This is a genomic window from Rhodopseudomonas sp. P1 (assembly GCF_039642825.1).
Taxonomy (GTDB): Bacteria; Pseudomonadota; Alphaproteobacteria; order Rhizobiales; family Xanthobacteraceae; genus Rhodopseudomonas; species Rhodopseudomonas palustris_H.
Genome location: NZ_CP088006.1, coordinates 2,797,475 through 2,824,015 on the forward strand (window position 1 = coordinate 2,797,475; position 26,541 = coordinate 2,824,015).

At 65.7% G+C, this 26,541-nt stretch carries 20 protein-coding genes and 1 tRNA gene; 15 read left to right on the top strand and 6 right to left on the bottom strand.

Translation table 11 applies throughout. The annotated features are described in order from the left end of the window. Positions 1 to 138 precede the first annotated feature (138 nt). Both LRC39_RS12970 and LRC39_RS12975 read left to right on the top strand, forming a co-directional pair. Positions 139 to 3,132, top strand: coding sequence for an outer membrane protein (locus LRC39_RS12970; protein ID WP_346294583.1), 2,994 nt, complete (start codon positions 139 to 141; stop codon positions 3,130 to 3,132). A gap of 167 nt (positions 3,133 to 3,299) precedes the next feature. Then, entirely contained in the window at positions 3,300 to 3,758 is a 459-nt protein-coding gene (locus LRC39_RS12975) for an FKBP-type peptidyl-prolyl cis-trans isomerase (protein ID WP_107344532.1), read from the top strand. 48 nt (positions 3,759 to 3,806) lie between these two features. On the opposite strand, the gene LRC39_RS12980 is transcribed toward LRC39_RS12975, so the two are convergent. Beyond that, a complete protein-coding gene (locus LRC39_RS12980) occupies positions 3,807 to 4,148 on the bottom strand; it encodes a hypothetical protein (RefSeq protein WP_107346591.1) in 342 nt (113 codons plus the stop codon). Positions 4,149 to 4,368: 220 nt separating this feature from the next. Here LRC39_RS12980 and LRC39_RS12985 point away from each other — a divergent pair, with 220 nt between their 5' ends. Both LRC39_RS12985 and LRC39_RS12990 read left to right on the top strand, forming a co-directional pair. Beyond that, on the top strand, positions 4,369 to 5,175 hold the full coding sequence (locus tag LRC39_RS12985; RefSeq protein ID WP_346294584.1) for a threonine/serine exporter family protein: 807 nt from the start codon (positions 4,369 to 4,371) through the stop codon (positions 5,173 to 5,175). Then, entirely contained in the window at positions 5,172 to 5,651 is a 480-nt protein-coding gene (locus LRC39_RS12990) for a threonine/serine exporter family protein (protein WP_012496005.1), read from the top strand. Before LRC39_RS12985 ends, LRC39_RS12990 begins: the two co-directional genes overlap by 4 nt. Here the strand turns inward: LRC39_RS12990 and LRC39_RS12995 are convergent, their stop codons facing one another. Further along, positions 5,652 to 6,005 (bottom strand): hypothetical protein, encoded by a 354-nt coding sequence (locus tag LRC39_RS12995; protein ID WP_119018581.1) that lies wholly within the window; start codon positions 6,003 to 6,005, stop codon positions 5,652 to 5,654. 243 nt (positions 6,006 to 6,248) lie between these two features. Between LRC39_RS12995 and LRC39_RS13000 the strand changes: the two genes are divergently transcribed. After that, positions 6,249 to 6,701, top strand: a complete 453-nt coding sequence (locus LRC39_RS13000) for a translation initiation factor 2 (protein ID WP_346294585.1) — start codon at positions 6,249 to 6,251, stop codon at positions 6,699 to 6,701. A 66-nt stretch (positions 6,702 to 6,767) separates the two neighbouring features. On the opposite strand, the gene LRC39_RS13005 is transcribed toward LRC39_RS13000, so the two are convergent. From LRC39_RS13005 to LRC39_RS13015, 3 genes are all read right to left on the bottom strand, one after another. Next, complete coding sequence (locus LRC39_RS13005) at positions 6,768 to 8,150, bottom strand: SIR2 family protein (protein ID WP_346294586.1); 1,383 nt, start codon at positions 8,148 to 8,150, stop codon at positions 6,768 to 6,770. 30 nt (positions 8,151 to 8,180) lie between these two features. After that, a complete protein-coding gene (locus tag LRC39_RS13010) occupies positions 8,181 to 8,501 on the bottom strand; it encodes a hypothetical protein (RefSeq protein WP_346294587.1) in 321 nt (106 codons plus the stop codon). Positions 8,502 to 8,768: 267 nt separating this feature from the next. Next, positions 8,769 to 8,845: transfer RNA gene (locus LRC39_RS13015), tRNA-Arg, on the bottom strand. 278 nt (positions 8,846 to 9,123) lie between these two features. On the opposite strand from LRC39_RS13015, the gene LRC39_RS13020 reads away from it, so the two are divergent. From LRC39_RS13020 to LRC39_RS13045, 6 genes are all read left to right on the top strand, one after another. Next, positions 9,124 to 14,337, top strand: a complete 5,214-nt coding sequence (locus tag LRC39_RS13020) for an alpha-2-macroglobulin family protein (protein WP_346294588.1) — start codon at positions 9,124 to 9,126, stop codon at positions 14,335 to 14,337. Beyond that, positions 14,334 to 16,529 (top strand): penicillin-binding protein 1C, encoded by a 2,196-nt coding sequence (gene pbpC / locus LRC39_RS13025; protein ID WP_346294589.1) that lies wholly within the window; start codon positions 14,334 to 14,336, stop codon positions 16,527 to 16,529. The genes LRC39_RS13020 and pbpC overlap by 4 nt, the downstream gene beginning before the upstream one ends. A 50-nt stretch (positions 16,530 to 16,579) precedes the next feature. Further along, positions 16,580 to 18,325: an ArnT family glycosyltransferase gene (locus tag LRC39_RS13030; protein WP_346294590.1), complete on the top strand. Its 1,746-nt coding sequence runs from the start codon at positions 16,580 to 16,582 to the stop codon at positions 18,323 to 18,325. Position 18,326: 1 nt separating this feature from the next. After that, positions 18,327 to 19,175, top strand: a complete 849-nt coding sequence (locus LRC39_RS13035; protein ID WP_346294591.1) for a phosphatase PAP2 family protein — start codon at positions 18,327 to 18,329, stop codon at positions 19,173 to 19,175. A gap of 63 nt (positions 19,176 to 19,238) precedes the next feature. Continuing rightward, a complete protein-coding gene (locus LRC39_RS13040; protein WP_012496013.1) occupies positions 19,239 to 19,991 on the top strand; it encodes a glycosyltransferase family 2 protein in 753 nt (250 codons plus the stop codon). Continuing rightward, positions 19,991 to 20,329, top strand: coding sequence for a lipid-A-disaccharide synthase N-terminal domain-containing protein (locus LRC39_RS13045; RefSeq protein WP_012496014.1), 339 nt, complete (start codon positions 19,991 to 19,993; stop codon positions 20,327 to 20,329). Before LRC39_RS13040 ends, LRC39_RS13045 begins: the two co-directional genes overlap by 1 nt. 186 nt (positions 20,330 to 20,515) lie before the next feature. On the opposite strand, the gene metC is transcribed toward LRC39_RS13045, so the two are convergent. Further along, positions 20,516 to 21,712: a cystathionine beta-lyase gene (metC, locus tag LRC39_RS13050; protein WP_346294592.1), complete on the bottom strand. Its 1,197-nt coding sequence runs from the start codon at positions 21,710 to 21,712 to the stop codon at positions 20,516 to 20,518. A 321-nt stretch (positions 21,713 to 22,033) separates the two neighbouring features. Here metC and LRC39_RS13055 point away from each other — a divergent pair, with 321 nt between their 5' ends. The 4 genes from LRC39_RS13055 to LRC39_RS13070 are packed head-to-tail and all read left to right on the top strand — an operon-like array spanning position 22,034 to position 26,533. Next, on the top strand, positions 22,034 to 23,050 hold the full coding sequence (locus tag LRC39_RS13055; RefSeq protein WP_107344544.1) for an amino acid ABC transporter substrate-binding protein: 1,017 nt from the start codon (positions 22,034 to 22,036) through the stop codon (positions 23,048 to 23,050). A gap of 19 nt (positions 23,051 to 23,069) precedes the next feature. After that, entirely contained in the window at positions 23,070 to 24,275 is a 1,206-nt protein-coding gene (locus LRC39_RS13060; RefSeq protein WP_346294593.1) for an amino acid ABC transporter permease, read from the top strand. Then, the gene (locus LRC39_RS13065; protein ID WP_346294594.1) at positions 24,272 to 25,777 is read left to right on the top strand and encodes an amino acid ABC transporter permease; all 1,506 of its coding nucleotides are present in this window, start codon (positions 24,272 to 24,274) and stop codon (positions 25,775 to 25,777) included. Before LRC39_RS13060 ends, LRC39_RS13065 begins: the two co-directional genes overlap by 4 nt. Before the next feature lie 15 nt (positions 25,778 to 25,792). Continuing rightward, positions 25,793 to 26,533 (top strand): amino acid ABC transporter ATP-binding protein, encoded by a 741-nt coding sequence (locus tag LRC39_RS13070; RefSeq protein WP_107344547.1) that lies wholly within the window; start codon positions 25,793 to 25,795, stop codon positions 26,531 to 26,533. The last annotated feature ends 8 nt before the right edge of the window (positions 26,534 to 26,541 follow it).

The window sequence follows — 26,541 nt, forward strand, 5'->3', positions numbered from 1 at the left end:
AGTTTTGCGCGTCAGCGTACGGCTGCGGAACTTTGTTGTGTTCTGCTCAGTCTCCATGCGCGCGTGACCGTAGAGTTCCCTGACAGAATCATGTTTGCCCTGGACTGGGTGGTGCGCTTTTCGAGCGAGGGGGACAGGATGAAGCAGGTTCCAGCGTGGCTGAGTGTGTGGGCGATCGTGGCCGTTGGATGCAGCGGCGTGCACGCTGCCGATCTGCCGGCTGCTCCGTTTCCGTCATCAGCAGTTGCCGTCACGAACTGGACCGGCTTCTACGTCGGCAGCCACGTCGGCGCCGCCGCGTCGGATAGCGCCTGGAACAGCATCTCGGGCGGCGGTGCCGCGCTGGCTGGAGAGGCCTTCTACGGTCATGGCGTGAGCGGCAATGTGATCGCCGGCATTCAGGGCGGCTACAACGCCCAGTTCGGCAATTACGTGCTCGGCATCGAAGGCGACGCCAGCTTCGGTTCCATCAACGGCCTGGCACGATGCCTGCGCGGCACCTATGCCTGCACCAGCCGGATCGATGAACTGTGGACGCTCGCCGCGCGCTTCGGCTACGCCGCAGGCGATTTACTGTTCTACGGCAAGGCCGGCGCCGCCTGGGCTGATGTCAATCGCCGGATGGTCAGCGGCAACTTCGTCAATGTGCTCGAAGAGTCTGAGACGCGCACCGGATGGCTGCTCGGCGCCGGCGTCGAATATGCCTTCCTGCCGGGCCTGTCGGGCAAGATCGAGTACAACTACGCGGATTTCGGCAATCGCTCACTGACGATGGCCGATCAGTTCGGTGATGTATCGAACGTGTCGATCGGCCAGACCGCGCACCTGGTGAAGGTCGGCCTCAACTACCGGCTCGGCGCGGCCTCGGTCAGCGCGGCGCCGCTCCCGGGAGTTCCGCTGCCGCAGTGGAGCTGGACCGGCATCTATCTCGGTGTCCATGCCGGCGGCGGCTTCGGTAGCAACGACTGGGAGTCGGCAACGGGCGCGCTGCTCGCCGCATCGACGTCGGGCGGGTTCCCCGGGCGCGGGGACAGTTCGGGTCTGTTCGGCGGCGGTCAGATCGGCGCGAACTATCAAGTCGGCCGCTGGGTCGCCGGCGTTGAAGCGTCCGCCGCCGCAGCGGATATCGGCGGCTACGCCAAATGCGCCACCGACATCGGGACACGGAGAAATTTCACCTGCCACAACGAGCTGTCGTCGCTCGGCACCATCACCGGTCGGCTCGGCCAGACTTGGGGAAATCTGTTGATTTACGGCAAGGCCGGTGCGGCGTGGGCAACCGGCAGCAGCGACGTGCAGCGCGCAGGCAGCGCCAGCCGCTTCACCGAAAGCGGCACGCGCTGGGGCTGGGTCACCGGTACCGGCCTGGAATACGCGCTGAGCCCGAACCTGTCGGCCTTCGTGGAGTACAACCACGTCGATTTCGGCACCAAAGACACCGCTTACGTCGATCAGTTCGGCAATGCTTCCGAGGTCGGCTTCAAGCAGAAGCTCGATCTGGTCAAGGCTGGCCTCAACTATCGGCTCGGCTCCGGCGCACCGACGCTTGGCGCTGGCAGCGACGTGCCGCTGTTCGTCAAAGCCGCCGCGCTGCCGCTCGGCTGGCAGATCGAGGCCGGCACCCGGTATTGGGGCAGCTCGGGGCGAATGCAGAAGGATCTGAACGACAATGTCCAGCCGAGCCGATTGAATTCGCGGCTGATCTACGGCGATCAGACCGGACATTCGCTCGAAGCCTTCGTGCGCGTCGATCACGCCTCGGGTCTGTTCGCCAAGGCCAATCTCGGTCTCGGCCATCTCGTGAGCGGTCAGCTCAACGACGAAGACTTCCCGAGCGAAGTGAATTACTCGAACACGATCTCGGAGATGCGCGACGGCCGCTTGGCCTTCGGCAGCGCCGACATCGGCTACAATTTCATCAACGATGGCGGCCGTAAGCTCGGTGGCTTCGTCGGTTATCGTTCGTTCTACCAGACCGGCAACGGCTTCGGCTGTCGGCAGATCGCGACCGATTTCGACACCTGTGGCGTCCCGTTTCCCACCAACTTCGTCGGTCTGAGCGAGACCGAGTCCTGGCGCGGCGTCGCGCTCGGCCTCAACGTTCGCGCGCCGCTGACCGAACGGCTGCGGCTGGAGGTGGATGCGGCCTATCTGCCGTACGTCAATCGCGCCGGCTTCGACAATCATTGGTTCCGCGCCGACATCAATCCGCAGTCGGAGGTCGGCCACGGCTGGGGCACGCAATTCGAAGCGATCCTGTCCTACGCCGTCACCGATCGTTTCAGCGTCGGCGTCGGCGGCCGCTATTGGTACTTCGCGACCGACAGCGCAAGCACGATCTTCCCGAGAGAGGCGACGACCTCGCCGATGCAGTTCTATGCCGAACGCTACGGCGGCTTCGTGCAGACCTCGTACAAGTTCGGCGATGTCGATGCGGCAGAGACTTCGGCCGCCGGCATCACCAAGGCGCCGCCGCGGATCGCATCCGTCAATTGGACCGGCCTCTATGTCGGCGCCAGCGTCGGCGCGGGCTGGGGCCGCACCACCTATGCGGACCCGTTCCCGACTCCGACGACGGGTGATCGGGTCGACCTCGGCGGCGCGCTGCTCGGCGGCCAGATCGGCGCGAATTACCAGTTCGGGCATCTCGTCGCCGGTGTCGAAGCTTCGGCCAACTGGGCGAATATCCGCGGCACCAACACCTGCTTCGGCGCGTATCCCGATCCTGTGGTGGCGGGCTTCGACTGCGGCAGCAAGATCGACGCGATCGGCGCTTTGACGGCGCGGGGCGGTTACGCGATCGATCGCACGCTGCTCTACGTCAAGGGCGGCGCGGCGTGGGATCGCCAGCAGGATCAGTTCAACACCGTCGGTGTCGGCGGCACGACGCTGGCGTACACCAGCACCAATTGGGGTTGGACGATCGGCGGCGGTCTCGAATACGCGCTGGCGCCGTCTTGGTCGATGGCGCTCGAATACAAGTACTTCGACTTCGGCGCATCTCCGGTGTTCGCGACGTCGGTGACGCCGGCTTTGGACGGCGTCAATCTGGCGCCGCAGAGCAACAGGCTGCAGACGGTGTCGCTCGGGGTGAACTACAAGTTCGGGCCGTCATTGTTCGCGGGGGACTGAGCCGTACGATCGCGGCCCGGCTCGCTGCGGGGCCGCGATGGCTGGGGTGACGGGGCGGGGAGGCCGGCCGGCAGGCGGCCGTGGCGCGCTTGGTTGTCGGATCGGCGCCGAGCGGCTACAACCGGGCCTCACCGCGACCGACGTCGATCTTCCCAAAGGACAATCCGATGCGTTTCGCTTTTCCCGCCGGCGCTGTGCTGGCTTTGGCCGTCGTTGCGCTGTCTCCCGCCGCGGCCCTGATGTCGAGCACCCCCGCCATGTCCGAATCCGTCAAAGCCGTGACCACGCCGTCGGGCCTCCAGATCGTCGACACCCAGGTCGGCACCGGCGCGTCGCCGGCGCGCGGCCAGATCTGTGTGATGCACTACACCGGCTGGCTGTACGAGAACGGCGCCAAGACCCGCAAGTTCGACTCCTCGGTCGACCGCAACGAGCCGTTCGAGTTTCCGATCGGCATGGGCCGGGTGATCAAGGGCTGGGACGAGGGTGTTGCCAGCATGAAGGTCGGCGGCAAGCGCACGCTGATCATTCCGCCGGAGCTCGGCTATGGCGCGCGCGGCGCCGGCGGCGTGATCCCGCCGAACGCGACCCTGATCTTCGATGTGGAATTGCTCGGCCTCAAGTAAGGCCGATGATGCGATGGCCCGGCCTGCGCCGGGCCGTCGTTGCCGCGGTTACTGCCGGCCGCAATAGGCCAGGATGCTGCTGGCGCCCATACCGCAGGTCGCGGTCAGCTTGCCGCTCGCAAGCTTGAGCGTGTCGGCGAAGCGGGCCTTGGTGCCGCTGACGCAGAACGCCGACAGCAGGGTGTCGTCGTCTTCGCAAGAGATCGGGCAGCCGTCGGACGGGCAGGAGGTCGAAGTCAGCGTCTTGATGGGGCTGACCGGGACCGCAGCCGCACTGGCCGCCGCCTGTTCGGTCGCCTCGTTCGGGTTGGGCTCTGCCTTGAAATTGCGGACGCCGAACACCACCACAGCGGCGGCGATGCAGGCGACGATCAATGTCGGTAACTTCATCTTCAACCCCATTCCTCGAATAAGCAGCGGCCGAGACCGCGATGAGCATAGACCTGCATTGCGGAATTGGAAGCGTTCAACGCCAACGGCGTTAACCCGTCACTGATCAAGCGCAAATGGTAATATGCGACCGCGCTTAGTTAAGCGGTTAGTATCCATGTAGCGCAGCTGTCCGACCAATCCTGCTTTCGCCCCACTTCAATCTGTATAGCCACCGACCATGACGATGATTCAGCCAGATCCTGCAGACCTCGAGCCGATTCACCCGTATTCGCTAGCGCGAATCTCGCATGTGGCGCTGCAGGCCGGCGCGGTGCTGGCGCAGAGCGGGGCGTCGGTGCGCGTGGTGCATGAGGGCGCACGGATGGTGGCGGAGGGGCTCGGCGTCGAGGTGCTCGGGATGCGCTCCGGCTACGCCTCGTTTGAGATCACGCTGGCGCGCGGCCATCACAGCTTCACGCGCATGACCCAGATCGGTCCGCACGGCGTGAACCATCGGCTCGACTTTGCGGTGCGTGAGCTGCTCAAGCGCGCCTCGCGCGGCGATATGACGCCGGACGCGATCGAGGCCGAGCTGAAGCGGCTGCAGAAGGACACGCCGCGGCATCCGCCGTGGTTGGTGGCGATCGCCACCGGCGCCGCCTGCGCCGCGTTCGGCCGGCTGCTCGGCTCCGACTGGCTGTCGTTCGGGCCGGTGCTGGCCGCGGCCAGCATCGGGCAGGGCGTCCGCCATCTGCTGCTCGGCCGCCGCTTCAACGTGTTTGTAGTCGCGGCGATCGTCGGCTGCATCTCGGCGGCGCTCGGCGGCCTCGGCGCGCGGCTGATCGGCAGCTCGACCACCGAGCTGGCAATGATGGCGTCGATCCTGCTGCTGGTGCCGGGCGTGCCGTCCACCAACGCGCAGACCGACGTGATGGACGGCTATCCGACCATGGGCAGCGCCCGCGCCGTCACCGTCATCATGATCATGGTGTTCGCCGTCACCGGGCTGTGGCTGGCCGAATTCGTGCTGAGGATCCACACATGAGCGCGACCTGGATCGCGATGCTGCCGTATCTGGCGCATCAGGCGGCGTTCGGGGCGCTGGCCGCGGCCGGCTTCGGCGTGCTGTTCAATTTCGGCTGGCGCACGCTGGCCTGGTGCGCGGTCGCCGGGGCGCTGGCGCTGGCGGTGCGCACCGTGGTGCAGCAGACCGGCGGAAGCCTGGAGGCCGCGACCTTCGCGGCGGCGTTCGTCACCTCGTTCACCGCGATCCTGGCGCTGCGCTGGCTCGGCCCGGCCTGCAACGCGGTGGCGCTGGCCGGCTGCATTCCGATGGTGCCGGGCGCGTTCTTCGGCCAGGCGATGCTCGGCTATATGGCGGTCGCCGCCGACACCACCGGCTCCTCGACCGCGCAGATCGTCGCGGCCTCGCAGGCGTTCGTGCGGGTGCTGTCGATCGTCGGCGCGATCGGGGCGGGGCTGGCGATCCCGGCGTATCTCTTGAAGAGCCGGCAGTTCTGATCAACGCCCGGTGCCGGGCCACGCCACCGAGCGCGCCACGCCGCTCGCCAGCCGTCCGGCATTGCGGCCCTCGACGATGCTGCCGTCGTGGCTGCTGGCCTGGATCAGCGACACCCGGCCGCCGGGATCGATGCGGAATTTGCGGCGGTCCCGATAGCCGGTCCCGTCGAGCAGGCCGTAATCGGTCGTCAGCCACACCGTGGAGGTGGTCGCCGCACCGTCGGTCCACACCGGATCGCTGATCTCGTCGACCTTGAAGGCCCAGAACTTGTAGAGGTGCGACTGGCCGAACGAGCGGACCCGGACGATCTCCGCTTTCAGATGCAGAATGGCTCGGGCTTGGGACTGGTCCACGCGATCTCGAATGCTTGCCGGAATGCAGATCGGTATCCGATTCTGCCATAGGGCCGCTGTCGCGTCATGTGAGCGGGATCGCCGGTAAAATTCGGACTGCATCTCAGCCGTGATCGTCCGCGGTGGGGACATCCTGCAGATAGGTTTGTCCCTGCGTCTCAGGTGCGGCTTTGGCGGCCCGCTCCGGCTTGAATTCCCCCTGGAACGCGGTGCTTTGGGAGCATCGGTATCAGGGGGATTGCGATGCGGTCATTGGGAGGCGCGGTGCTGGCCGCGTTGCTGCTGTCGGGGTGCGCGTCGGTGACGCGCGGCACCACGGAGAACATTTCGATCGCGACCACGCCGTCGGGCGCCAAGGCCGATGTGTCCGGCACCGAGGCGCCGTTTTCCTGCGTCACGCCGTGCGTGGTCGAGGTCAACCGCAACGCCGACATCACTGTGAGCCTCAGCAAGGAAGGCTATGAACCGCAGATCATCCCGCTGACCCGCGAAGTCTCCGGCAGCGGCGGCGCCGGCTTTGCCGGCAATCTGCTGCTCGGTGGCGTGGTCGGCATGGGCGTCGACGCCGCCACCGGCGCCGCGATGGATCACAAACCCAACCCGGTGGTGGTGACGCTGCAGCCGGCCGCACCGCCACCGCCGCCGAGGGTCCCAGCGGTCCGGCATCATCGTAAGCCGCGGGTGCCGGTGAGCTGATCAGGGATGGCTTTCAATGGCCCGACGGGCGTTCGTCACATCAACTAATTTTACGAAATTCAAAGTTCATAGTGTCACAGTGTAAGGAGAGCCCGCTTTCACCAATTTCAGGAGCTCAACAAGTTCTGTAGAGTATTTTCTGACGTTAGAGTGAGGTCCGGTCCCTGATTTTACGGCGCAGTGATATCGATTGTCCGTGGAGAGGATGTTGACGCCCTTCTCAGAATGTATTCGTTCAATCAGCTTTCGCGCGCCGTGCCAGCTCGGATAACCCAGTCGCTGACCTACTTGCGTTAATACGAGTGGGTGGGACATGTTTGTATTGCTGGCGGGAACGATGCCTAGCAGGTTGGGTAGGTTCTCATCTGAGCTCATGAGCCCTTCGAGCGTTTGATAATTTACTTCAAACTGACGTCGCGGAATGTCTGTTCTGATTAGCTTGTACATTCTCGATGCCACAGCACGAAGTGTTCGCACGTTGATGGCTTTTATCTGCCGCTCCTGAGCAATAGCCCTGAAAATCCACGAAAACTCGTTCGCTTCAATTGCGCGTACTCGATATTGCTTTGTTCCCGATCCAATAACGTATTCTTCGCGGAACGAGCTTTGTTCATGAACAGACTCGTTCCATTGGACATAGAAGATGTTATTTATGAATCGGTCGTCTTCTCCAATGATTTCCCCGACGTCTTCAATGATTGAGGTTACGTTGGGGTCGCCGAATCCATATCCTAAAATGAAGACGGGATGTTCAGCGAGATAGGTCAATAGTTTTGCGGAGATGTACTTCTTCTTCTCTCGATAATTTTCATAATCGTCATGCGTTAGTACGAGTGTTGAAGGATCGTTGCTGCTGCCGTGGATTTTGAATATCTCGCCGACCATGTTTAGGTTGTAGCGGATAACTTTTTCTCCGACGATGGCTTCGTAGCCTTGAAATAGAGATTCAAGAAAACTGTCATAGTTGGTTGTGATTATGGCGTGCGGTGCGGTTGCCTGAAGAAGAGAAATTTCTTCGTGAAGGGGCAGTTTCTTGATCGCGGAGTCTTTTGGGATGCGTTGGGATATGATTTCGCAGGCCATGTGTTTCAGGAAAAGGGCGCGATGGACGTCTGTCCGAAAATAGGTGTCTGGAAATTGGGGTTTTCCCGATTTCCAGGCCCATTCGAAGACTCGTTCCTGGAGTTCTTGGCCTAGTGCAATGGCGGCATGGTCATGCTTTTGCATGAGATAGCTAAATTCGTCCGCCGAGATTCCGATTCTTGTAGCGATGGCATTGAGTAGTTCGAGCCAGCCAGGGCAGCCAAAGTACCTCTTTGAGATGCCGGAACCTACGAAGAAGATCGGCTGGCACTGCATTTCGTCCAGCGTGTCGCGTATTAAGCTGCTAGTTCGCTCAATGTAGCGAAGGTGTTCGGCGTTGATGGGCTTTGCAGTTTCGTCAGCCATTGGGGTGCCCGGGTGTAGGATGAATATAAACTAATCGCCCGATGCGACCGCTCTTAATGCTTTGTCGAGAGAAAATGTCTGGGATGTCCCATCGGAGAACCGTGCAGCAAGGCACCGTGTGTGTCCGCCATTGCGGTTTTCAATAGTTGGAAAGAATGCGACAACTTCACCCTTGGGGGTGTAATCGGTCGCCTTGCAGTATGCGTCGTAGAGCAATTTGAGCTGTTCAAATTGCTCCTTCGGGACGTCTTTTTGAAGGTCGCCGCCGGTGCGGAATAGGTCAAAGTGCTTCTTGGCGTCGGTGATGCTTGAGAATTCGAGGTCGTGACTGAGTGTTAAAGATTTTGGCATGGCGAATGACCTTCAATGAAAGTTTCATCCAATCGCAATGACAACGCGAGAGCAACGAACTTTTAGCCATTCCGTGGCGCCGACGCCGATTCTCCGACGCCTGTGCTAGGCGTCTCTTGAATTGATCGTGGCCGACCGGCGGGGCTCCCGTATAGCGAAAGAATTCAAATCGTTTGGGTTGGATCAGCCGAGTGTTGCGAAGTGAAATGGATGATTCAGCTTAGCTCCGAAGGTCTATCGCAAAGAGGATACTGCTGGCGAAAAGAATGGCGATCCCAGCAGGATTCGAACCTGCAACCCGCGGAGTAGAAATCCGCTACTCTATCCAGTTGAGCTATGGGACCGTTGGGGGCTTTATAGCACCACCGGATACAAAAAATCCGCTTCCGCCACAACCGCCCCGAACCATTTGCCACCATCTGGCGTCCAACGCATGCGGCGCGTTGTTTTCGGCGCGCGCGCGGGCGAGGATGTGAGTCTCGAGCCGGGCTGGCCGGCGAGGGCGGAAGATGGATGGCGAAACCGGCGGCCCCTGCGTCCGCCCGCAGCCATCACGGCGTCATCTTCGTCACGGCATGACAAGATCTAACGCGACGGTCGTTCGCGGCAAGGGAGTTCAAGCATGATCGGTCTGGTTCGCGCCCTCACGCTTTGCGCCGGTTTGGCGCTCGGGCTCGCATCGGCACAGGCGGCCGACAAGGCGTTCCAGCGCGACGAGCTGGCGGACGCCGCGATCAAGCTCGAAGCCCAGATCAAGAGCGAGGCGGCGGCCACCAACAAGCCCGCCGCGGTGCTGCGGGGCGACGCCGACGCCGCGTTCAAGCGCGGCGACTACCGCGGCGGGCTGCAGATTCTGGGGCAGATCGCGGCTCTCGATCCGTCCGATGGCGACAACTGGCTGCGGCTCGCCCGCACCGTGCTGCAGATCAAGGCCGCCACCAGTTCCGAACAGACCTTCCTGCGCGAGCGCGCCACCACCGCGGCCTATATCGCCTATCAGCGCGCCAAGAGCCCGGGCGAGGAGGCCGCCGCACTGGCGCTGCTCGGCCGCGCGATGGCCGACCGCAGCCTGTGGCGGCCGGCGCTCGATGCCTTGCGGATTTCGCTGGAACTGCGCGAGGTCGCCGACATCCGCGGCCAATATGAGAAGCTGCGCGCCGAACACGGCTTCCGGCTGCTCGATTACACGGTGGACTCGGATTCGGCGTCGCCGCGGGTGTGTTTCCAGTTCTCCGAGGAGCTCGCCAAGCGCACCGATTTCGCGCCCTATGTGACGCTGGCCGGCACCGACAAGCCGGCGATCAGCGCGGAGGACCGCCAGCTCTGCGTCGAGGGGCTGAAGCACGGCGAGCGCTACAACATCAATCTGCGCGCCGGCCTGCCGTCGACCGTGAAGGAAGCGCTGGCGAAGTCGGCCGAGTTCAACGTCTATGTCCGCGACCGCAAGCCGCTGGTGCGCTTCACCGGCCGCGCCTATGTGCTGCCGCGCACCGGCCAGCGCGGCATTCCGCTGGTCAGCGTCAACACCCCGACCGTCGCGGTGCAGGTGTTCCGGATCGGCGACCGCAACCTGATCAACACCGTGGTCGACAGCGACTTCCAGCGGACGCTGAGCCGCTACCAGCTCAGCGACCTCGGCAACGAACGCGGCGCCAAGGTGTGGTCGGGCGAGCTCGACACCGCGGCCGCGGCGCTGAATGCCGACGTCACCACCGCGTTCCCGGTCGATCAGGTGCTCGGCGACCTGCAGCCCGGCGTCTATGTGATGACCGCGGCGCCGAAGGGCCCGACCGCCAATTCCGACGATGACGGCCAGCTCGCCACCCAGTGGTTCATCGTTTCCGATCTCGGCCTGACCGCGTTCTCCGGCAACGACGGCATCCACGTCTTCGTCAATTCGCTGGCCTCGACCGATCCGCTCGCCAATACCGAGGTGCGGCTGATCGCGCGCAACAACGAGGTGCTGGCCACCCGCAAGACCGACGCCTCCGGCCACGTGCTGTTCGAAGCCGGCCTGGCGCGCGGCGAGGGTGGGCTGTCGCCGGCATTGCTGACCGCGTCCAGCGACAAGGCCGACTATGCCTTCCTCAGCCTGAAGACCAGCGCCTTCGACCTGTCCGACCGCGGCGTCGCCGGGCGTGCGGTGCCGGCCGGCGCCGACGCCTTCGTCTATGCCGAGCGCGGCGTGTACCGCTCCGGCGAGACCGTGCACCTCACGGCGCTGCTGCGCGACGGGCAGGGCGTGGCGATGACCGCCAGCCCGATGACGCTGGTGGTGGAGCGCCCGGATGGCGTCGAATACCGCCGGGCCGTGCTGTCCGATCAGGGCGCCGGCGGCCGCAGCCTCGATGTCGCGCTCAATTCGGCGGTGCCGACCGGTACCTGGCGGGTGCGTGCATTCACCGATCCGAAGGGCGCCAGCGTTGGCGAAACCACCTTCATGGTCGAAGACTACGTTCCCGATCGGATCGAATTCGACATTTCCACCAAGGACAAGGCGATCAAAGCTGATGCTCCTGTGGAACTTAAGGTCGACGGCCATTTCCTGTACGGCGCGCCGGCCTCGGCGCTGCAGGTCGAGGGCGAGCTGCTGGTGGCGCCGGCCGAAGGGCGGCCGGGCTATGCCGGCTATCAGTTCGGCGTCGCCGACGAAGAGACCACCAGCAACGAGCGCACCCCGCTGGAAAACCTGCCCGAGACCGACGCCAACGGCGCCGCCTCCTTCGAGGTGAGTCTGCCGAAGCCGCCGTCCTCGACCCGGCCGCAGGAAGCGCAGATCTTCGTCCGGATGGCGGAAGCCGGCGGCCGCGCGGTTGAGCGCAAGCTGGTGCTGCCGGTCGCGCCGGCGGCGGCGATGATCGGCGTCAAGCCGCTGTTCGCCGACCGCAACGTGGCCGAGGGTGATGTCGCCAAATTCGACGTCGCCTTCGTGGCGCCGGACGGCAGCTCGCTGCCGCGCAGCGGGCTGCGTTACGAGCTGCTCAAGATCGAGTCGCATTATCAGTGGTACCGGCAGAACTCGTCCTGGGATTACGAGCCGGTGAAGTCGACCAAGCGGGTCGCCGACGGCGATCTGTCGATCAAGGCCGGCGAGCCGGCGCGGCTGCAGTTCAATCCGGAGCCCGGCCGCTACCGGCTCGACGTCAAGACCGCCGATGTCGCCGGTCCGCTGACTTCGGTGCAGTTCGACGTCGGCTGGTATTCGGACGGTTCGGCCGACACCCCGGATCTGCTGGAGACCTCGATCGACAAGCCGGAATATGCCTCCGGCGATACCATGACGGTGACGGTCAACGCGCGCACCGCGGGTCTTCTCACCGTCAACGTGCTCGGCGACCGGCTGCTGACCACGCAGTCGCTGCAGGTCAAGCCGGGCAGTTCCCAAGTCAAGCTCACGGTCGGCAAGGATTGGGGCTCGGGCGCGTACGTCGTCACCACGCTGCGCCGGCCGCTCGACACCGCCGCGCAGCGGATGCCGGGCCGTGCGATCGGCCTGAAATGGTTCGGCATCGACAAGGCGGCGCGGACGCTGTCGGTCGAGTTGTCGCCGCCGGCACTCGTGCGTCCGTCCACGACGCTGAAACTGCCGGTCCGGCTCGGCGGGCTGTCGCCCGGCGAAGACGCCAAGATCGTGGTCGCCGCGGTCGACGTCGGCATCCTCAATCTCACCGGTTACAAGCCGCCGGCACCGGACGTGTACTATCTCGGCCAGCGCCGGCTGAGCGCGGAGATCCGCGACCTCTATGGCCAGTTGATCGACGGCATGCAGGGCGCGCGCGGCCAGATCCGTTCCGGCGGTGACTCCTCCGCGGCCGAGCTGCAGGGCAGCCCGCCGACGCAGAAGCCGCTGGCGCTGTATTCCGGCATCGTCACCGTGGCGGCCGATGGCACCGCGACGATCGACTTCGACATTCCCGAATTCGCCGGTACCGCGCGGGTGATGGCGGTGGCGTGGACCGCCACCAAGGTCGGCCGCGCCAATACCGACGTCACGGTGCGTGATCCGGTGGTGCTGACGACCACGCTGCCGCGCTTCCTGCGCAACGGCGACCGCGGCACCATGGCGTTCGATCTCGACAACGTCGAAGGCGCCGCGGGCGATTACACCATCAAGGTCAGCGCCAGCGGCCCGGTGAAGCTGAGCGGCGAAGCGGCCACCACGATGAAGCTCGCCGCCAAGCAGCGCGGCTCGGCCAAGCTGATGCTGGACGCCGGTGGCGCCGGCACGGCTGCGCTCGATGTCGCGATCCAGGGACCGAACGGCCTGTCGCTGGCGCGGCACTATGCGCTCGACGTCCGGCCCGCTAACCAGACCCTGGCGCGGCGCTCGATCCGGACGCTCGCCAAGGGCGACAGCCTGACGCTGACCTCCGACATGTTCTCCGACCTGGTGCCGGGCACTGGCGGACTGTCGCTGTCAGTCAGCATGTCGACCGCGCTCGACGCCGCCACCATTCTCAAGGCGCTCGATCGCTATCCGTTCGGCTGCTCAGAACAGATCACCAGCCGGGCAATGCCGCTGCTCTACGTCAACGATCTGGCTGCCGGTGCGCATCTGGCGATGGATGGTGGCGCCGACGAGCGGATCAAAGGCGCGATCGACCGGCTGCTGTCGCGGCAGGGCTCGAACGGCTCGTTCGGGCTGTGGTCGACAGGCGGCGACGATGCCTGGCTCGACGCCTACGTCACCGACTTCCTCACCCGGGCGCGCGAGAAGCGCTTCGTGGTGCCGGACGTCGCGTTCCGCGCCGCGCTCGACCGCATCCGCAACTCGGTGGTCAATGCCGACGAGCCGGAGAAGGACGGCGGCCGCGATCTCGCCTATGGCCTCTATGTGCTCGCCCGCAACGGCGCCGCACCGATCGGCGACCTGCGCTATCTCGCCGATACCAAGCTCGACAAGCTGGCCACTCCGATCGCCAAGGCGCAGCTCGCCGCGGCGCTGGCGCTGGTCGGTGATCGCGCCCGCGCCGAGCGGGTCTATGCGGCGGCGGCCGACAGCCTCAACCCCAAGCCGTCGATCGTGTTCGGGCGGGTCGATTACGGCTCCGAGCTGCGCGACGCCGCAGCACTGGTGTCGCTTGCCAGCGAAGGCAACGCGCCGCGGCCGACGCTGACGACGGCGGTGCAGCGGGTCGAAGCCGCGCGCGGGTTGTCGCCCTACACCTCGACCCAGGAGAACGCCTGGCTGGTGCTGGCGGCGCGCGCGCTCGCCAAGGAGACGATGGCGCTCGACCTCAACGGCGATGCGGTGAAGACGGCGCTGTATCGCAGCTACAAGGCGGACGAGGTGAAGGCCCAGCCGCTCAAGATCGCCAACACCGGCGACTCCCCGGTGCAGGCGGTGGTGACGGTGAGCGGTTCGCCGATCACCCCGGAGCCGGCCGCCAGCAATGGCTTCAAGATCGAGCGCAATTACTTCACGCTCGGCGGCGAGCCGGCCGACATCACCAAGGCGAAGCAGAACGACCGCTTCGCGGTGGTACTGACGATCACCGAGCCGAAGCCGGAATACGGCCACGTCATGATCGCCGACTACCTGCCGGCCGGGCTGGAGATCGACAATCCGCATCTGGTGTCGTCGGGCGACTCCGGCACGCTGAGCTGGATCGCCGATGGCGCCGAGCCGGTGAACACCGAGTTCCGCGATGACCGCTTCACCGCCGCGATCGACCGCAAGGCCGACGATAAGTCGGTGTTCACGGTCGCCTACGTGGTGCGCGCGGTGTCGCCCGGCAAATACGTTCTGCCGCAGGCCGTGGTCGAGGACATGTACAATCCCTCGCGCTACGGCCGCACCGGCACCGGCACCATCGAGGTGCGGGCGGCGAAATGAGTATCGCGCGCGCCGTACGCTCACTTTCGTCATTGCGAGCGAAGCGAAGCAATCCAGACGCCGCGCCTGCAGCCCCTGGATTGCTTCGTCGCTTCGCTCCTCGCAATGACGGGTGGAGAGGTTGGGGGTGGATCAGAACCGCCGCGATCGTTTCCGTGGTGCTGGTGGTCGCCACAATCGGCAGCCTCGTTGCCTACGCCGTCTCGCTCGGCCCGTTGCCGCTCGACGACGCGCGGCAGACCTCGGTGACGGTGGTCGACCGCCACGGCAAGCTGCTGCGGGCATTTGCGATGGCCGACGGACGCTGGCGGCTGCCGGTTGATGCCGCGACCGAAGTCGATCCGCGCTACCTCAAGCTGCTGCTCGCCTACGAGGACAAGCGGTTCTATCAGCATCACGGCGTCGATCCGCTGGCGGTCGGACGCGCCGCGCTGCAGCTCGTCAGTCACGGCCGGATCGTCTCCGGCGGCTCGACCATCACCATGCAGCTCGCGCGGCTGATGGAGCCGCGGCGCCAGCGCTCGCTCGGCGCCAAGCTGCGGCAGATGGTGCGCGCGGTCGAACTCGAACAGATGCTGTCGAAGCAGCAAATCCTCGACCTTTATCTGGCGCTGGCGCCGTATGGCGGCAATCTTGAAGGCATTCGCGCCGCCTCGATCGCGTATTTCGGCAAGGAGCCGAAGCGGCTGACGCTGGCGGAGTCGGCGCTGCTGGTCGCCTTGCCGCAGTCGCCGGAAACCCGCCGGCTCGATCGTTTCCCGGATGCCGCACAGGCCGCGCGCGACCGGGTGCTGGCGCGGATGGTCGAAGACGGCGTCATCAGCGACGACGACGCGGCGCAGGCGAGGGCGGTGCCGGTCGCACGCCAGCGTAAGCCGATGCCGGTGCTGGCGCCGCATTCGGCCGATAAAGCGGTGATCGCCGACAAGACCGCCAAGCTGATCCGCCTGACGCTCGACGCCGGTCTGCAGCGCGCGCTCGAGACGCTGGCGCGCGACCGCGCTGCCGCGCTCGGGCCCGACATCTCGATCGGCATCGTCGCGGTCGACAATGCCAATGGCGACGTGCTCGCCCATGTCGGCTCGGCCGACTATTTCGACGACCGCCGCGCCGGGCAGGTCGATATGGCCCGCGCGGTACGTTCTCCGGGCTCGACCTTGAAGCCGTTCATCTACGGGCTCGCCTTCGAGGACGGCTTCGTCCATCCGGAAAGCCTGATCGACGATCGCCCGGTGCGGTACGGCGCCTATGCGCCCGAAAACTTCGACATGACGTTCCAGGGCACCGTGCCGGTGCGGAAGGCACTGCAGCTGTCGCTCAACGTTCCGGCGATCGAACTGCTCGACCGCGTCGGCGCCGCGCGGCTGGCGTCGCGGCTGAAACAGGCCGGCACGGAGCTGGTACTGCCCAAGGACGAAGCGCCGGGTCTGGCGATGGGGCTGGGCGGCGTCGGCATTAAGCTGGTCGATCTGGTGCAGCTCTACAGCGGATTGCCGCGTCTCGGCAGCGTTCTGCCTCTGCGCGAAATTGCAAGTTCCGGCAACGACAAGCGCGAGACTCTGCGCCTGATGGATCAAGTCGCCGCCTGGCAGGTCGGCAGCGTTCTGCTCGGCACACCGCCGCCGGAGAATGCGGTGCGCAACCAGATCGCATTCAAGACCGGCACCTCCTACGGCTACCGCGACGCCTGGTCGGTCGGGTTCGATGGCCGGATGACGATTGGGGTCTGGGTCGGCCGGCCCGATGGCGCCCCGGTGCCCGGGATGATCGGCCGCGTCGCCGCCGCGCCGGTGCTGTTCGACGCCTTCGCCCGCAGCGGCCAGATGCGGGCGCCGCTGCCCAAGGCGCCGAAAGGCACGCTGGTCGCCTCTAACGCCAGGCTGCCGCTGCCGCTGCGCCGGTTCCGGTCGTCGGGCGATCTGGTGCAGCCCGGCGACGACAAGGCGCTGCGGATCCAGTTTCCCCTGAACGGATCGCGGATCGATGCGGTCAGCGAAGCCTCGGCCGGCGCGCTGCCGGTCAAGGTTGCCGGCGGGGTGCTGCCGATGACCGTGATGGTCAACGGATTGTCGGTCGGCGAGATCGACGGACGGCGGCAACGGCTGATCGCGCCGCCCGGTCCGGGCTTCGTCCGGCTCACCGTGATGGACGCCTCTGGCGCCGCGGACACAGTTGTTGTCAGAATTCAATAGAGCCGGGCTAAGCAGTTGTCGCTGTATCGGTTTCAGCGTATGCGAGGCCGATGATCGAGACCTCTGCCAGACCCCGTTTCGGCGCGCCGCGCGAACCTAAAACCACCGTCGATCCCGGCCGCGGGCTGGTCGCGGTGCTGGACTTCGTGACGGTCAGTCACCTGCGCGCGTCGGCCTTCCTGGTGCTGGTCGGGCTGCTGTTCTTCCTGCCGGGATTCTTCAACATCCCGCCGATCGACCGCGACGAAGCGCGGTTCGCGCAGGCGACCAAGCAGATGGTCGAGACCGGCGACTTCATCGACATCCGCTATCAGGACGAGGTTCGCTACAAGAAGCCGGTCGGCATCTATTGGCTGCAGGCCACCGTGGTCGAGACCGCCGGCAAGCTCGGCTTGCCGCGCGCGCAGGTCCGGATCTGGCTGTACCGGGTGCCGTCGCTGGCCGGTGCGATCGGCGCGGTGCTGATGACCTATTGGGCGGCGCTGGCCTTCGTCGGACGACGCGGGGCGGTGATCGCCGCCCTGATGTTGTGTAGTTGCATCCTGCTCGGGGTCGAGGCGCGTCTCGCCAAAACCGACGCGTTCCTGCTGTTCACCGTCACCGCCGCGCTCGGCGCGATGGCGCGGGCCTATCTCGGCTGGCAGCGCGGCGACATCGGTCCGGAGCGGTCGTGGGTCGTGCCGGCGGTATTCTGGACCGCGCTGGCGGCGGGGATTCTGCTCAAGGGCCCTCTGATCCTGATGTTCATCGCGCTGACGGTGATCCCGCTGGCGATCCTGGATCGCTCGGCGGCCTGGCTATGGCGGCTGCGGCCGCTGCTCGGTGTGCCGTGGATGCTGCTGTGGGTGCTGCCATGGTTCATCGCGATCTATTTGCGCGCCGGTGACACCTTCTTTGCGGACTCGGTCGGCGGCGACATGCTGAGCAAGATCGCCAGCCCGCAGGAATCCCACGGCGCGCCTCCCGGTCTGTATTTTCTGCTGTTCTGGGCGACGTTCTGGCCCGGCGCGCCGCTGGCCGCGATGGCGGCGCCGGCGGTGTGGCGGGCGCGGCGGGAGCCGGGCGCGCAATATCTGCTGGCCTGGCTGGTCCCGTCCTGGATCGTATTCGAGCTGGTGATCACCAAGCTGCCGCACTACGTGCTGCCGCTGTATCCGGCGATCGCGATCATGACCGCCGGTGCCATCGAGCGGCGGGTGCTGTCGCGCTCGTGGCTGGCGCGCGGCTCGGCGTGGTGGTTCGCGATTCCGGCCATCATCCTGCCGCTGGTGGTGATCGGTTCGGTGTATCTGACGCGCCACCCGATGTTCCTGGCGTGGCCGTTCGCCGCCGGCTCGCTGATCTTCGGTCTGTTCGCCTGGCGGCTGTTCGACGACAACCGCGCCGAAGCCTCGCTGCTGAACGGCGCGCTGGCGTCGCTGTTTCTGGTCGTGGCGGTGTTCGGTGTTGTGGTACCGACGCTGCGGCCAGTGTTCCCGAGCGTCGAGATCGCCCGCGAGCTGCGCAAGGTGGTTTGCGTCGGGCCAAAGGCGGCCGCGGCTGGCTATCACGAGCCCAGTCTGGTGTTCATGACCGGCACCGATACGCTGCTGACCGACGGCTCCGGCGCCGCGGACTTCCTGCTCGGCGGCTCCTGCCGGTTCGCGATCGTCGAGTCGCGCAGCGAGCGGGCGTTCGCCAGCCGGGCGGAGGCGATCGGTCTGCGGTACAATGTTGCGGCCCGGATCGACGGCTACAACTTCTCGCAAGGCAAGCCGGTCTCGATCGCGATCTTCCGCTCCGAAGGCACGCAATAACATGGCCGTGCCCGCCAAGGCCGGCCGGCCGCAGCGAATCTACCCCGTTGAGCTCGTGCTGGTGATCGGCCGCGCCCTGGCGCAGCTCGTCCGCCCGCCGTCGCATTCGCGGCGCGCCGAAGCTGCGCGGCGCTGGGCGCGGCACGCGCTGTGGCTGACGGCCGCGCTGTCGCTGGCGATCGTGATCCTGATGGTCGGCGTTGATGCGTTCGAGATCGGCCTGATGCCGCCGCGGGGCACGCCGTCGCTGTGGCCGGTGAAGATCATCACCGATTTCGGCAAGTCCGCTTACGTGCTGTGGGCGCTCGCAGGCTTGCTGCTGGTGATCTTGCTGATCGTGCCGTTGCTGCGCGGCATGTCGCGTGCGGTGATGATCGGTTTCGGCACCCGCCTGCAATTTCTGTTTCTGGCCGTGCTGGTGCCGGTCGCGATCGGCGAAGTGCTGAAGGGCATCATCGGCCGTGGCCGGCCGTTCGTCGGCGGCGCCGCCGATCCGTATAACTTCTCGCTGTTCGCCTGGAATGAGGCTTACGCCAGCTTCCCCTCGGGCCACTCGATCACCGCGGCGGCGCTGGGCTTTGCGGTGGCGGCGCTGTGGCCGCGGCTGACGGCATTGATGGCGGCTTACGTGTTCGCCATCCTGCTCAGCCGGCTGGTGCTGCTTGCCCACCATCCGAGCGACGTGGTCGCCGGCGCCTTGCTCGGGCTCGTCGGCGCAATGGCGGTGCGGTACTGGTTCGCGGCGCGGCGGCTGGCATTCACCATCCGGCAGGATGGCACCATCGATCCGCTGCCAGGGCCGTCCTGGGATCGCGTCAAAAGGGTTGCCCGCGGCGGCTCCGCCCCATAAGAAGCGGGCGCGCAGACAGCGCCCCGGCCGCGAGTTCCCGTCGGCCCCGGATTGTTCCGAAGCATGCCTGAAACCTTGTCTCAGTCCGGACCGCCGCCTGCGGTGTCCATCGTGGTACCGGTGCGCAACGAGGCTGACAACGTCGCCCCGCTGATCGCCGAGATCGCCGCCGCGCTCGATGGGCGCTGGATCTACGAGATCGTCTATGTCGACGACGGCTCGACCGATGCGACCCCGCAGCGGCTTGCCGCGTTGCGCGCCGAGCGGCCCAATCTGCGCCAGATCCGCCACGCGGCGTCCTGTGGCCAGTCGGCTGCAGTGCGGACCGGCGTCCGCGCCGCGCGCGGTGGCATGGTCGCGACGCTCGACGGCGATGGCCAGAATAACCCGGCGTTCATTCCCGAACTGATCTTTGCGCTGGAGCAGGGTGGGGCGCGGGTCGGCCTTGCCGCCGGCCAGCGGGTGGGCCGCAAGGATACCGGCTTCAAGCGGCTGCAGTCCCGCGTCGCCAACAAGGTCCGCAACGCCATCCTGCGCGACGGCACCCGCGACTCCGGCTGCGGCCTGAAAGCGTTCCGGCGCGACGTCTTTCTGTCGCTGCCGTATTTCGACGGCTTGCATCGGTTCCTGCCGGCGCTGGTGCGCCGCGAGGGCTTCGACATCGTTTACGTCGATGTCGCCGACCGGCCACGATTGTCGGGCAAGTCCAACTACGGCTTCTTCGATCGGCTGTGGGTCGGGCTGATGGATCTCGCCGGGGTGTGGTGGCTGATCCGCCGCAAGAAAGCGACACCGGTCGCCACTGAGGTGAACTGATGCTGATTCAATACGGTCAGGAACTCGGCGACTACCTGTACGACGTGTTCGTCGCCAAATTCGATTTCTGGCTCGCCTTCGGCCTGATCGCGCAGCTGTTGTTCACCGCGCGCTTCCTGGTGCAGTGGATCTCGAGCGAGCGCGCCGGCAAGAGCGTGGTGCCGATGGCGTTCTGGTTCTTCTCGATGGGCGGCGGCTTGATGACGCTGATCTACGGCATCGCCAAACGCGAGCCGGTGATCATCCTCGGCCAGGCGATGGCGACCATCATCTACGTGCGCAACATCATGCTGATTATCAAGGCGCACGCCCGCGGCTCGGAGAGCGTGCCGAACTGATCGGCAGTGGGTTGACCGTCTGACGCTGCTCAGCGCGATCAGAACAGAGATTATTCCCGTCATTGCGAGCGAAGCGAAGCAATCCAGAAGCTCCGTGCGCTGCGCTGGATTGCTTCGTCGCGGAGCCTGTGCCCGGACGGCGCGAAGCGCCGATCCGGGTGCTCCTCGCAATGACGGAGAGAGTGCTTACCGCGCCGCGTTGAACGCCGCGAAGCCGCGGTCGAGATCGGCCTTCAGGTCGTCGGTCGATTCCAGCCCGATATGCAGCCGCAGCGCCGGGCCGCCCGGGTTCCACTGCGTCGCAGTCCGGTACGACGCGCAGTCGAACGGGATCACCAGGCTTTCGAAGCCGCCCCAGGAATAGCCCATCCCGAACAGCGATACGGTGTCGAGCAGGGCATCGACGGCAGCCTGCGGCGCCGGCTGCAGCACGACCGAGAACAGCCCGGAGGCGCCGGTGAAGTCGCGCTTCCAGATCGCATGGCCTGGATCTGTTTCAAGGCCGGGATGCAGCACGCGCTGTACCTCGGGACGCGCCGCGAGCCAGCGCGCCATGTCCAGGCCGGCCTGATAGTGCCGGGCGAGACGCACCTCCAGGGTGCGCAGACCACGCAGCGCCAGGAACACATCGTCCGGGCCGGCGCAGACGCCGAGCAGCCGGATCGCTTCCGACACCTTCGGCCACGCGGCGGCATTGGCCGAGATCGTGCCGAACATGATGTCGGAGTGACCGCCGATATATTTGGTCGCGGCCTGGATCGAGATATCCACGCCTTGTTCCAGCGAGCGATGATACAGCGGCGTTGCCCAGGTGTTGTCGTCGATCACCAGCGCGCCGTGCTGCTTGGCGACCGCCGCGATCGCCGGGATGTCCGGCATCTCGAACGACTGCGAGCCGGGCGCCTCGACCACCACCACCGCCGTGTTCGGCCGGAAATGCGCAGCGATGCCGGCGCCGATCAGCGGATCGAAATAACTGGTCTCGACGCCGAGCCGCTTCAGCATCTGGTCGCAGAACAGCCGGGTCGGCCGATACGCGTTGTCGCACACCAGCACATGATCGCCGGCTTTGACGACGGCGAGCAGGGCGGTCGAGATCGCCGACACGCCGGAGGGCGTGATCCCCACGCCGGCACACTGCGGACCTTCGAGCGCCATCAACGCCTGCTGCAGCGCCTTGGTGGTCGGGGTGCCGTGCCGTCCATAAGAGTACTCGCCGCGGTGGGCGTGCAGATCGGCCGCGGTCGGGTACAGCACCGTCGAACCATGCACCACCGGAGGATTGACGAAGCCCTTCTGCGCCGCAGTGTCGCGCCCTGCGGTGACGAGACGGGTCTGCGTGCTGAGCGGCGCGGGTGTCCCGCTGGAGTCGGAGGCGTCCATGGTGGCTCGCTGGTGGTTGTGCCGAATGTGACAGCGTTCGTGCGTGTGCTTCGGCTACTTCGACGAATGGGGGTAATAGCAGCTTCTGGAAGACGGCCGTCAACCCCTTGACCCGGCGCGCGTCTCGTTCTGTGATGCATACCGGTCTGTCTGGAGATCGTGCTGAGGGGCTCGCGAATGCCGGGCGAGAGTTTTGCAGCATGGTGCCGGGCAACGGCTGCCGCGCGCGGGCCTTCGGGCGATCGAACGGCGGATCCAATCGGAACGCATCGCCCACGAAGCCGATTGAAGCGGCCAGGACATCCCTTGAAAGGTCATTCCATGAAACGTGTATCGCTCGTCGCCGCCTTTGCAGCCGCCGCCGTATTCTCGGTGACGTCGGCGGACGCGCAGACCCTGAAGACGGTCAAGGATCGCGGCATGTTGTCCTGCGGCGTCAGCCAGGGACTGCCCGGTTTTTCGGCGCCCGACGACAAAGGCAACTGGACCGGTCTCGACGTCGATGTCTGCCGCGCGATCGCGGCCGCGGTGTTCGACGACCCCAGCAAAGTGAAGTTCGTGCCGCTGTCGGCGAAGGATCGCTTCACCGCGCTGCAGTCCGGTGAGATCGACGTGCTGTCGCGCAATACCACCTGGACGCTGTCGCGCGACACCTCGCTCGGCGTGAACTTCGCGGGCATCAGCTATTATGACGGCCAGGGCTTCATGGCCAAGAAGTCGCTTAAGGTGAACTCGGCGCTGGAACTGAACGGCGCCTCGATCTGCGTGCAGACCGGCACCACCAACGAGCAGAACGTTGCCGACTATTTCAAAGGCAACAACATGAAGTACGAGGTGATCGCGTTCGCCAATGCCGACGAGGCGGTCAAGGCCTATGAATCCGGCCGCTGCGACGTGTTCACCTCCGACGTCTCGCAGCTCTACGCCCAGCGCCTGAAGCTGGCGACCCCGGCCGATCATATCGTGCTGCCGGAAGTGATCTCCAAGGAGCCGCTCGGCCCGCTGGTCCGCCACGGCGACGATCAGTGGTTCGACATCGTCAAGTGGACGCTGTTCGCGCTGGTCAATGCCGAGGAGCTCGGCGTCACCCAGAAGAACGTCGACGAGATGGCCAAGTCCGACAAGCCCGAGCTCAAGCGGGTGTTCGGCACCGACGGTAACCTCGGCGAACAGCTCGGCCTGACCAAGGATTGGGTCGCCCGTATCATCAAGGCGACCGGCAACTACGGCGAATCGTTCGAGCGCAACGTCGGCACCGGCTCCAAGCTCGAGATCGCGCGCGGCCTCAACAAGCTCTGGAACAAGGGGGGCATCATGTACGCCCCGCCGATCCGCTGATCGCCTAAGATCCGCGCCGATGGCGATCGACGCACGTCCACCGCCGCCACAGCTCGTCGCGAAACTGCGACGAGTGCTCGGCGGTCGCTCAGGCTGGAAGGGCCTGCTCGCCCAAGTGCTGTTCGTCGCGGCGCTGGTCTGGATCGGCTATGAGATCGTCGACAACGCCCGCGACAACCTCGCCAACCAGCGGATCGCCTCGGGCTTCGCCTTCATGTCGCACACTGCGGGGTTCGGCGTCAGCCAGACGCTGATCCCGTATCAGGAGTCCGACAGCTACACCCGCGTGTTCCTGGTCGGCCTGATCAACACGCTGGTGGTGTCGGTCGTCGGCATCTTCTTCGCCACCGTGATCGGGTTCGCGGTCGCGCTGGCGAGGCTGTCGCCGAACTGGCTGATCTCGCGGATCGGTGGCGGCTATGTCGAGATCGTCCGCAACCTGCCGCTGCTATTCCAGATCCTGTTCTGGTACCTCGCCGTGCTCGGCGCGCTGCCGTCACCGCGCCAGAGCGTCTCGGTGATGGACAGCTTCTTCCTGTCCAACCGCGGCATCGTGGTGCCGCGGCTGGTGGGCGAGGCGGGGCTCGATGGCTTCCTGGTCGCGCTGCTGATCGCAGTCGCTGCCGCGATCCTGTTGCCGCTGTACGCCCGGCGCCGGCTGTTTGCCACCGGCAAGCCAATGCGGGTTTGGCCCATCGTGCTCGGCCTATTGATCGGATTGCCGCTGATCGCGTTCCTGATCGTCGGCAAGCCGTTCTCGCTGGAAGTGCCGGTGCTGCGCGGCTTCAATTTCGTCGGCGGCTCGCGGCTGGCGCCTGAATTCGTGGCGCTGACGCTGGCGCTGTCGACCTACACCGCCGCGTTCATCGCCGAAGTCGTCCGCGCCGGCATTCTGTCGGTGCACAAGGGGCAGATGGAGGCGGGCGCCTCGCTCGGCCTGTCGCGCGGGCAGACGCTGCGGCTGATCGTGATCCCGCAGGCTCTGCGGGTAATCCTGCCGCCGCTCACCAACCAGTATCTCAACCTGACCAAGAACTCGTCGCTGGCGGTCGCGATCGGCTATCCGGACCTGTTCTCGGTGTTCGCCGGCACCACGCTGAGCCAGACCGGGCAGGCGATCGAGGTGATCGCCATCACCATGGGCGTGTACCTCTTGATCTCGCTGGTCACCAGCGCGCTGATGAGCCTGTACGCATGGCGGATCAACCGGAGCATGGGCGCATGAGCGAGCTCGGGTCCGTGACGCCAGTGTTCGTGCGCGGCGAGATGGTGCCGCAGCGGCCGCCGCCAGTGCATCAGCCGGGGGTGATCGGCATCATTCGGCAGCGGCTGTTCAACTCACCGACCAATATCCTGCTGACCGTCATCGGCGCGCTGCTGCTGTACTTCACCGTGGTGCCGACGCTGAAGTTCCTGCTGGTCGATGCGGTGTGGTCCGGTTCGAACCGCACCGACTGCCTCGCCGACAAGGCCGGGCATCCGGTCGGCGCCTGCTGGCCGTTCGTGCAGGCCAAGTTCTCGCAGTTCATCTACGGCTTCTATCCGACGCCGGAACGCTGGCGGGTCGATCTGGTGTTCGCGCTCGGCGCGCTGCTGCTGCTGCCGCTATTGATCCCGCGGGCGCCGGCCAAGACGCTGAATGCCGGCCTGTTCTTCATCGCCTTTCCGGTGCTGGCGTTCTTCCTGCTGCATGGCGGCGGCGTGCAGGGCTTCGGCGTCACCTGGAGCGCGGACCTGCTGAGCGGTGTTGCCGACAGCGTCGGGCGCGCCGGCCGCAAGCTCGCCGCGGGCGGGCCGATCGGCAGCGTGATCGGGCAGGTGCTGCTCGGCCTCGGCACCGTGCTGGTGTGGCTGAGCTGGCCGCTGGTGGCGCTGCGCGATTGGATCCAGGCCTCGTCGCAGCCGGTGTGGCTCGATCTTCTCCTCACCGCGGTCGCCGTCACTGCGCTGGTGTTCATCCTGACCGGGGTGCGCAACGGCTGGCGCGCGTTGGCGACCACGGTCGGCATCTTCGTCGGCATCGCCGTGATGGTCGCCGCGCTGCGGCTCGACCGCGGCGGCTTGCCTGTGGTCGATACTCGGATGTGGGGCGGCCTGTTAGTGACGCTAGTGGTGTCAGTCACCGGCATCGTCGCCTCGATGCCAATCGGTATTGCGCTGGCGCTCGGCCGCCGTTCGACCATCCCGCTGATCCGGATTTTCTCGGTCGCCTTCATCGAGTTCTGGCGCGGCGTGCCGCTGATCACGGTGATGTTCTTCGCCACCTACATGCTGCCGCTGTTCCTGCCCGGCAACTTCACCATCGACAATCTGATGCGGGTGCTGATCGGCATCGCGCTGTTCGCCGGCGCCTACAATGCCGAGGTCATTCGCGGCGGCCTGAATGCGATCCCGCGCGGGCAGGCGGAGGCGGCGAGCGCGCTCGGGCTGTCGTATTGGAAGACGACCGGGCTGATCGTGCTGCCGCAGGCGCTGCGTCACGTCATTCCGGGCCTGGTCAACAGCTTCATCGCGCTGTTCAAGGACACCTCGCTGGTGTCGATCGTCGCGCTGTTCGATCTGCTCGGCCAGCTCCGCGCCGCATTTGCTGATCCGACCTGGTCGACGCCGACGACGCTGTTCACCGGCTTCGCGTTCACCGGGCTGATCTACTTCGTGTTCTGCTTCGGGATGTCGCGCTATTCGCTGTCGGTCGAGCACCGGCTCAACGCGCACCGGCGGACCTGACGGAAGGATCGATTGATGGCTGATACTCCGATCGTCTCGATCGCGGGCCTGAATAAATGGTACGGCGAGTTCCATGTGCTGCGCGACATCAGCCTCGATGTCGCGCGCAGCGAACGCATCGTGATCTGCGGGCCGTCCGGCTCGGGCAAATCGACGCTGATCCGCTGCATCAACGCGCTGGAGGAGTTTCAGGAAGGCCAGATCGTGGTCGACGGCATCGACCTCGGACCCACGCTGAAGCACGTCGACGAGATCCGTCGTGAAGTCGGCATGGTGTTCCAGAGCTTCAACCTGTTTCCGCACCTGACCGTGCTGGAGAACTGCACGCTGGCGCCGATCTGGGTGCGCAACATCCCGAAGAAGGATGCCGAAGCCACCGCGATGAAATTCCTGGAGCGGGTGCGGATTCCCGACAAGGCGAATAAATATCCCGGCCAGATTTCAGGTGGTCAGCAGCAGCGCGTGGCGATCGCGCGGGCGCTATCGATGAACCCGAAAGTGATGCTGTTCGACGAGCCGACCTCGGCGCTCGACCCGGAGATGGTCAAGGAGGTGCTCGACACCATGGTCGACCTCGCCGAAGAGGGCATGACCATGCTGGTGGTGACGCACGAAATGGGCTTCGCCCGCGAGGTCGCCGACCGCGTGGTGTTCATGGATGCCGGGCAGATCATCGAGGCGAACGAGCCGAAGGAGTTCTTCGCCCATCCGCAGCACGCGCGCACCAAGCTATTCCTCAGCCAGATCCTGCGCTGAGGCCGGAC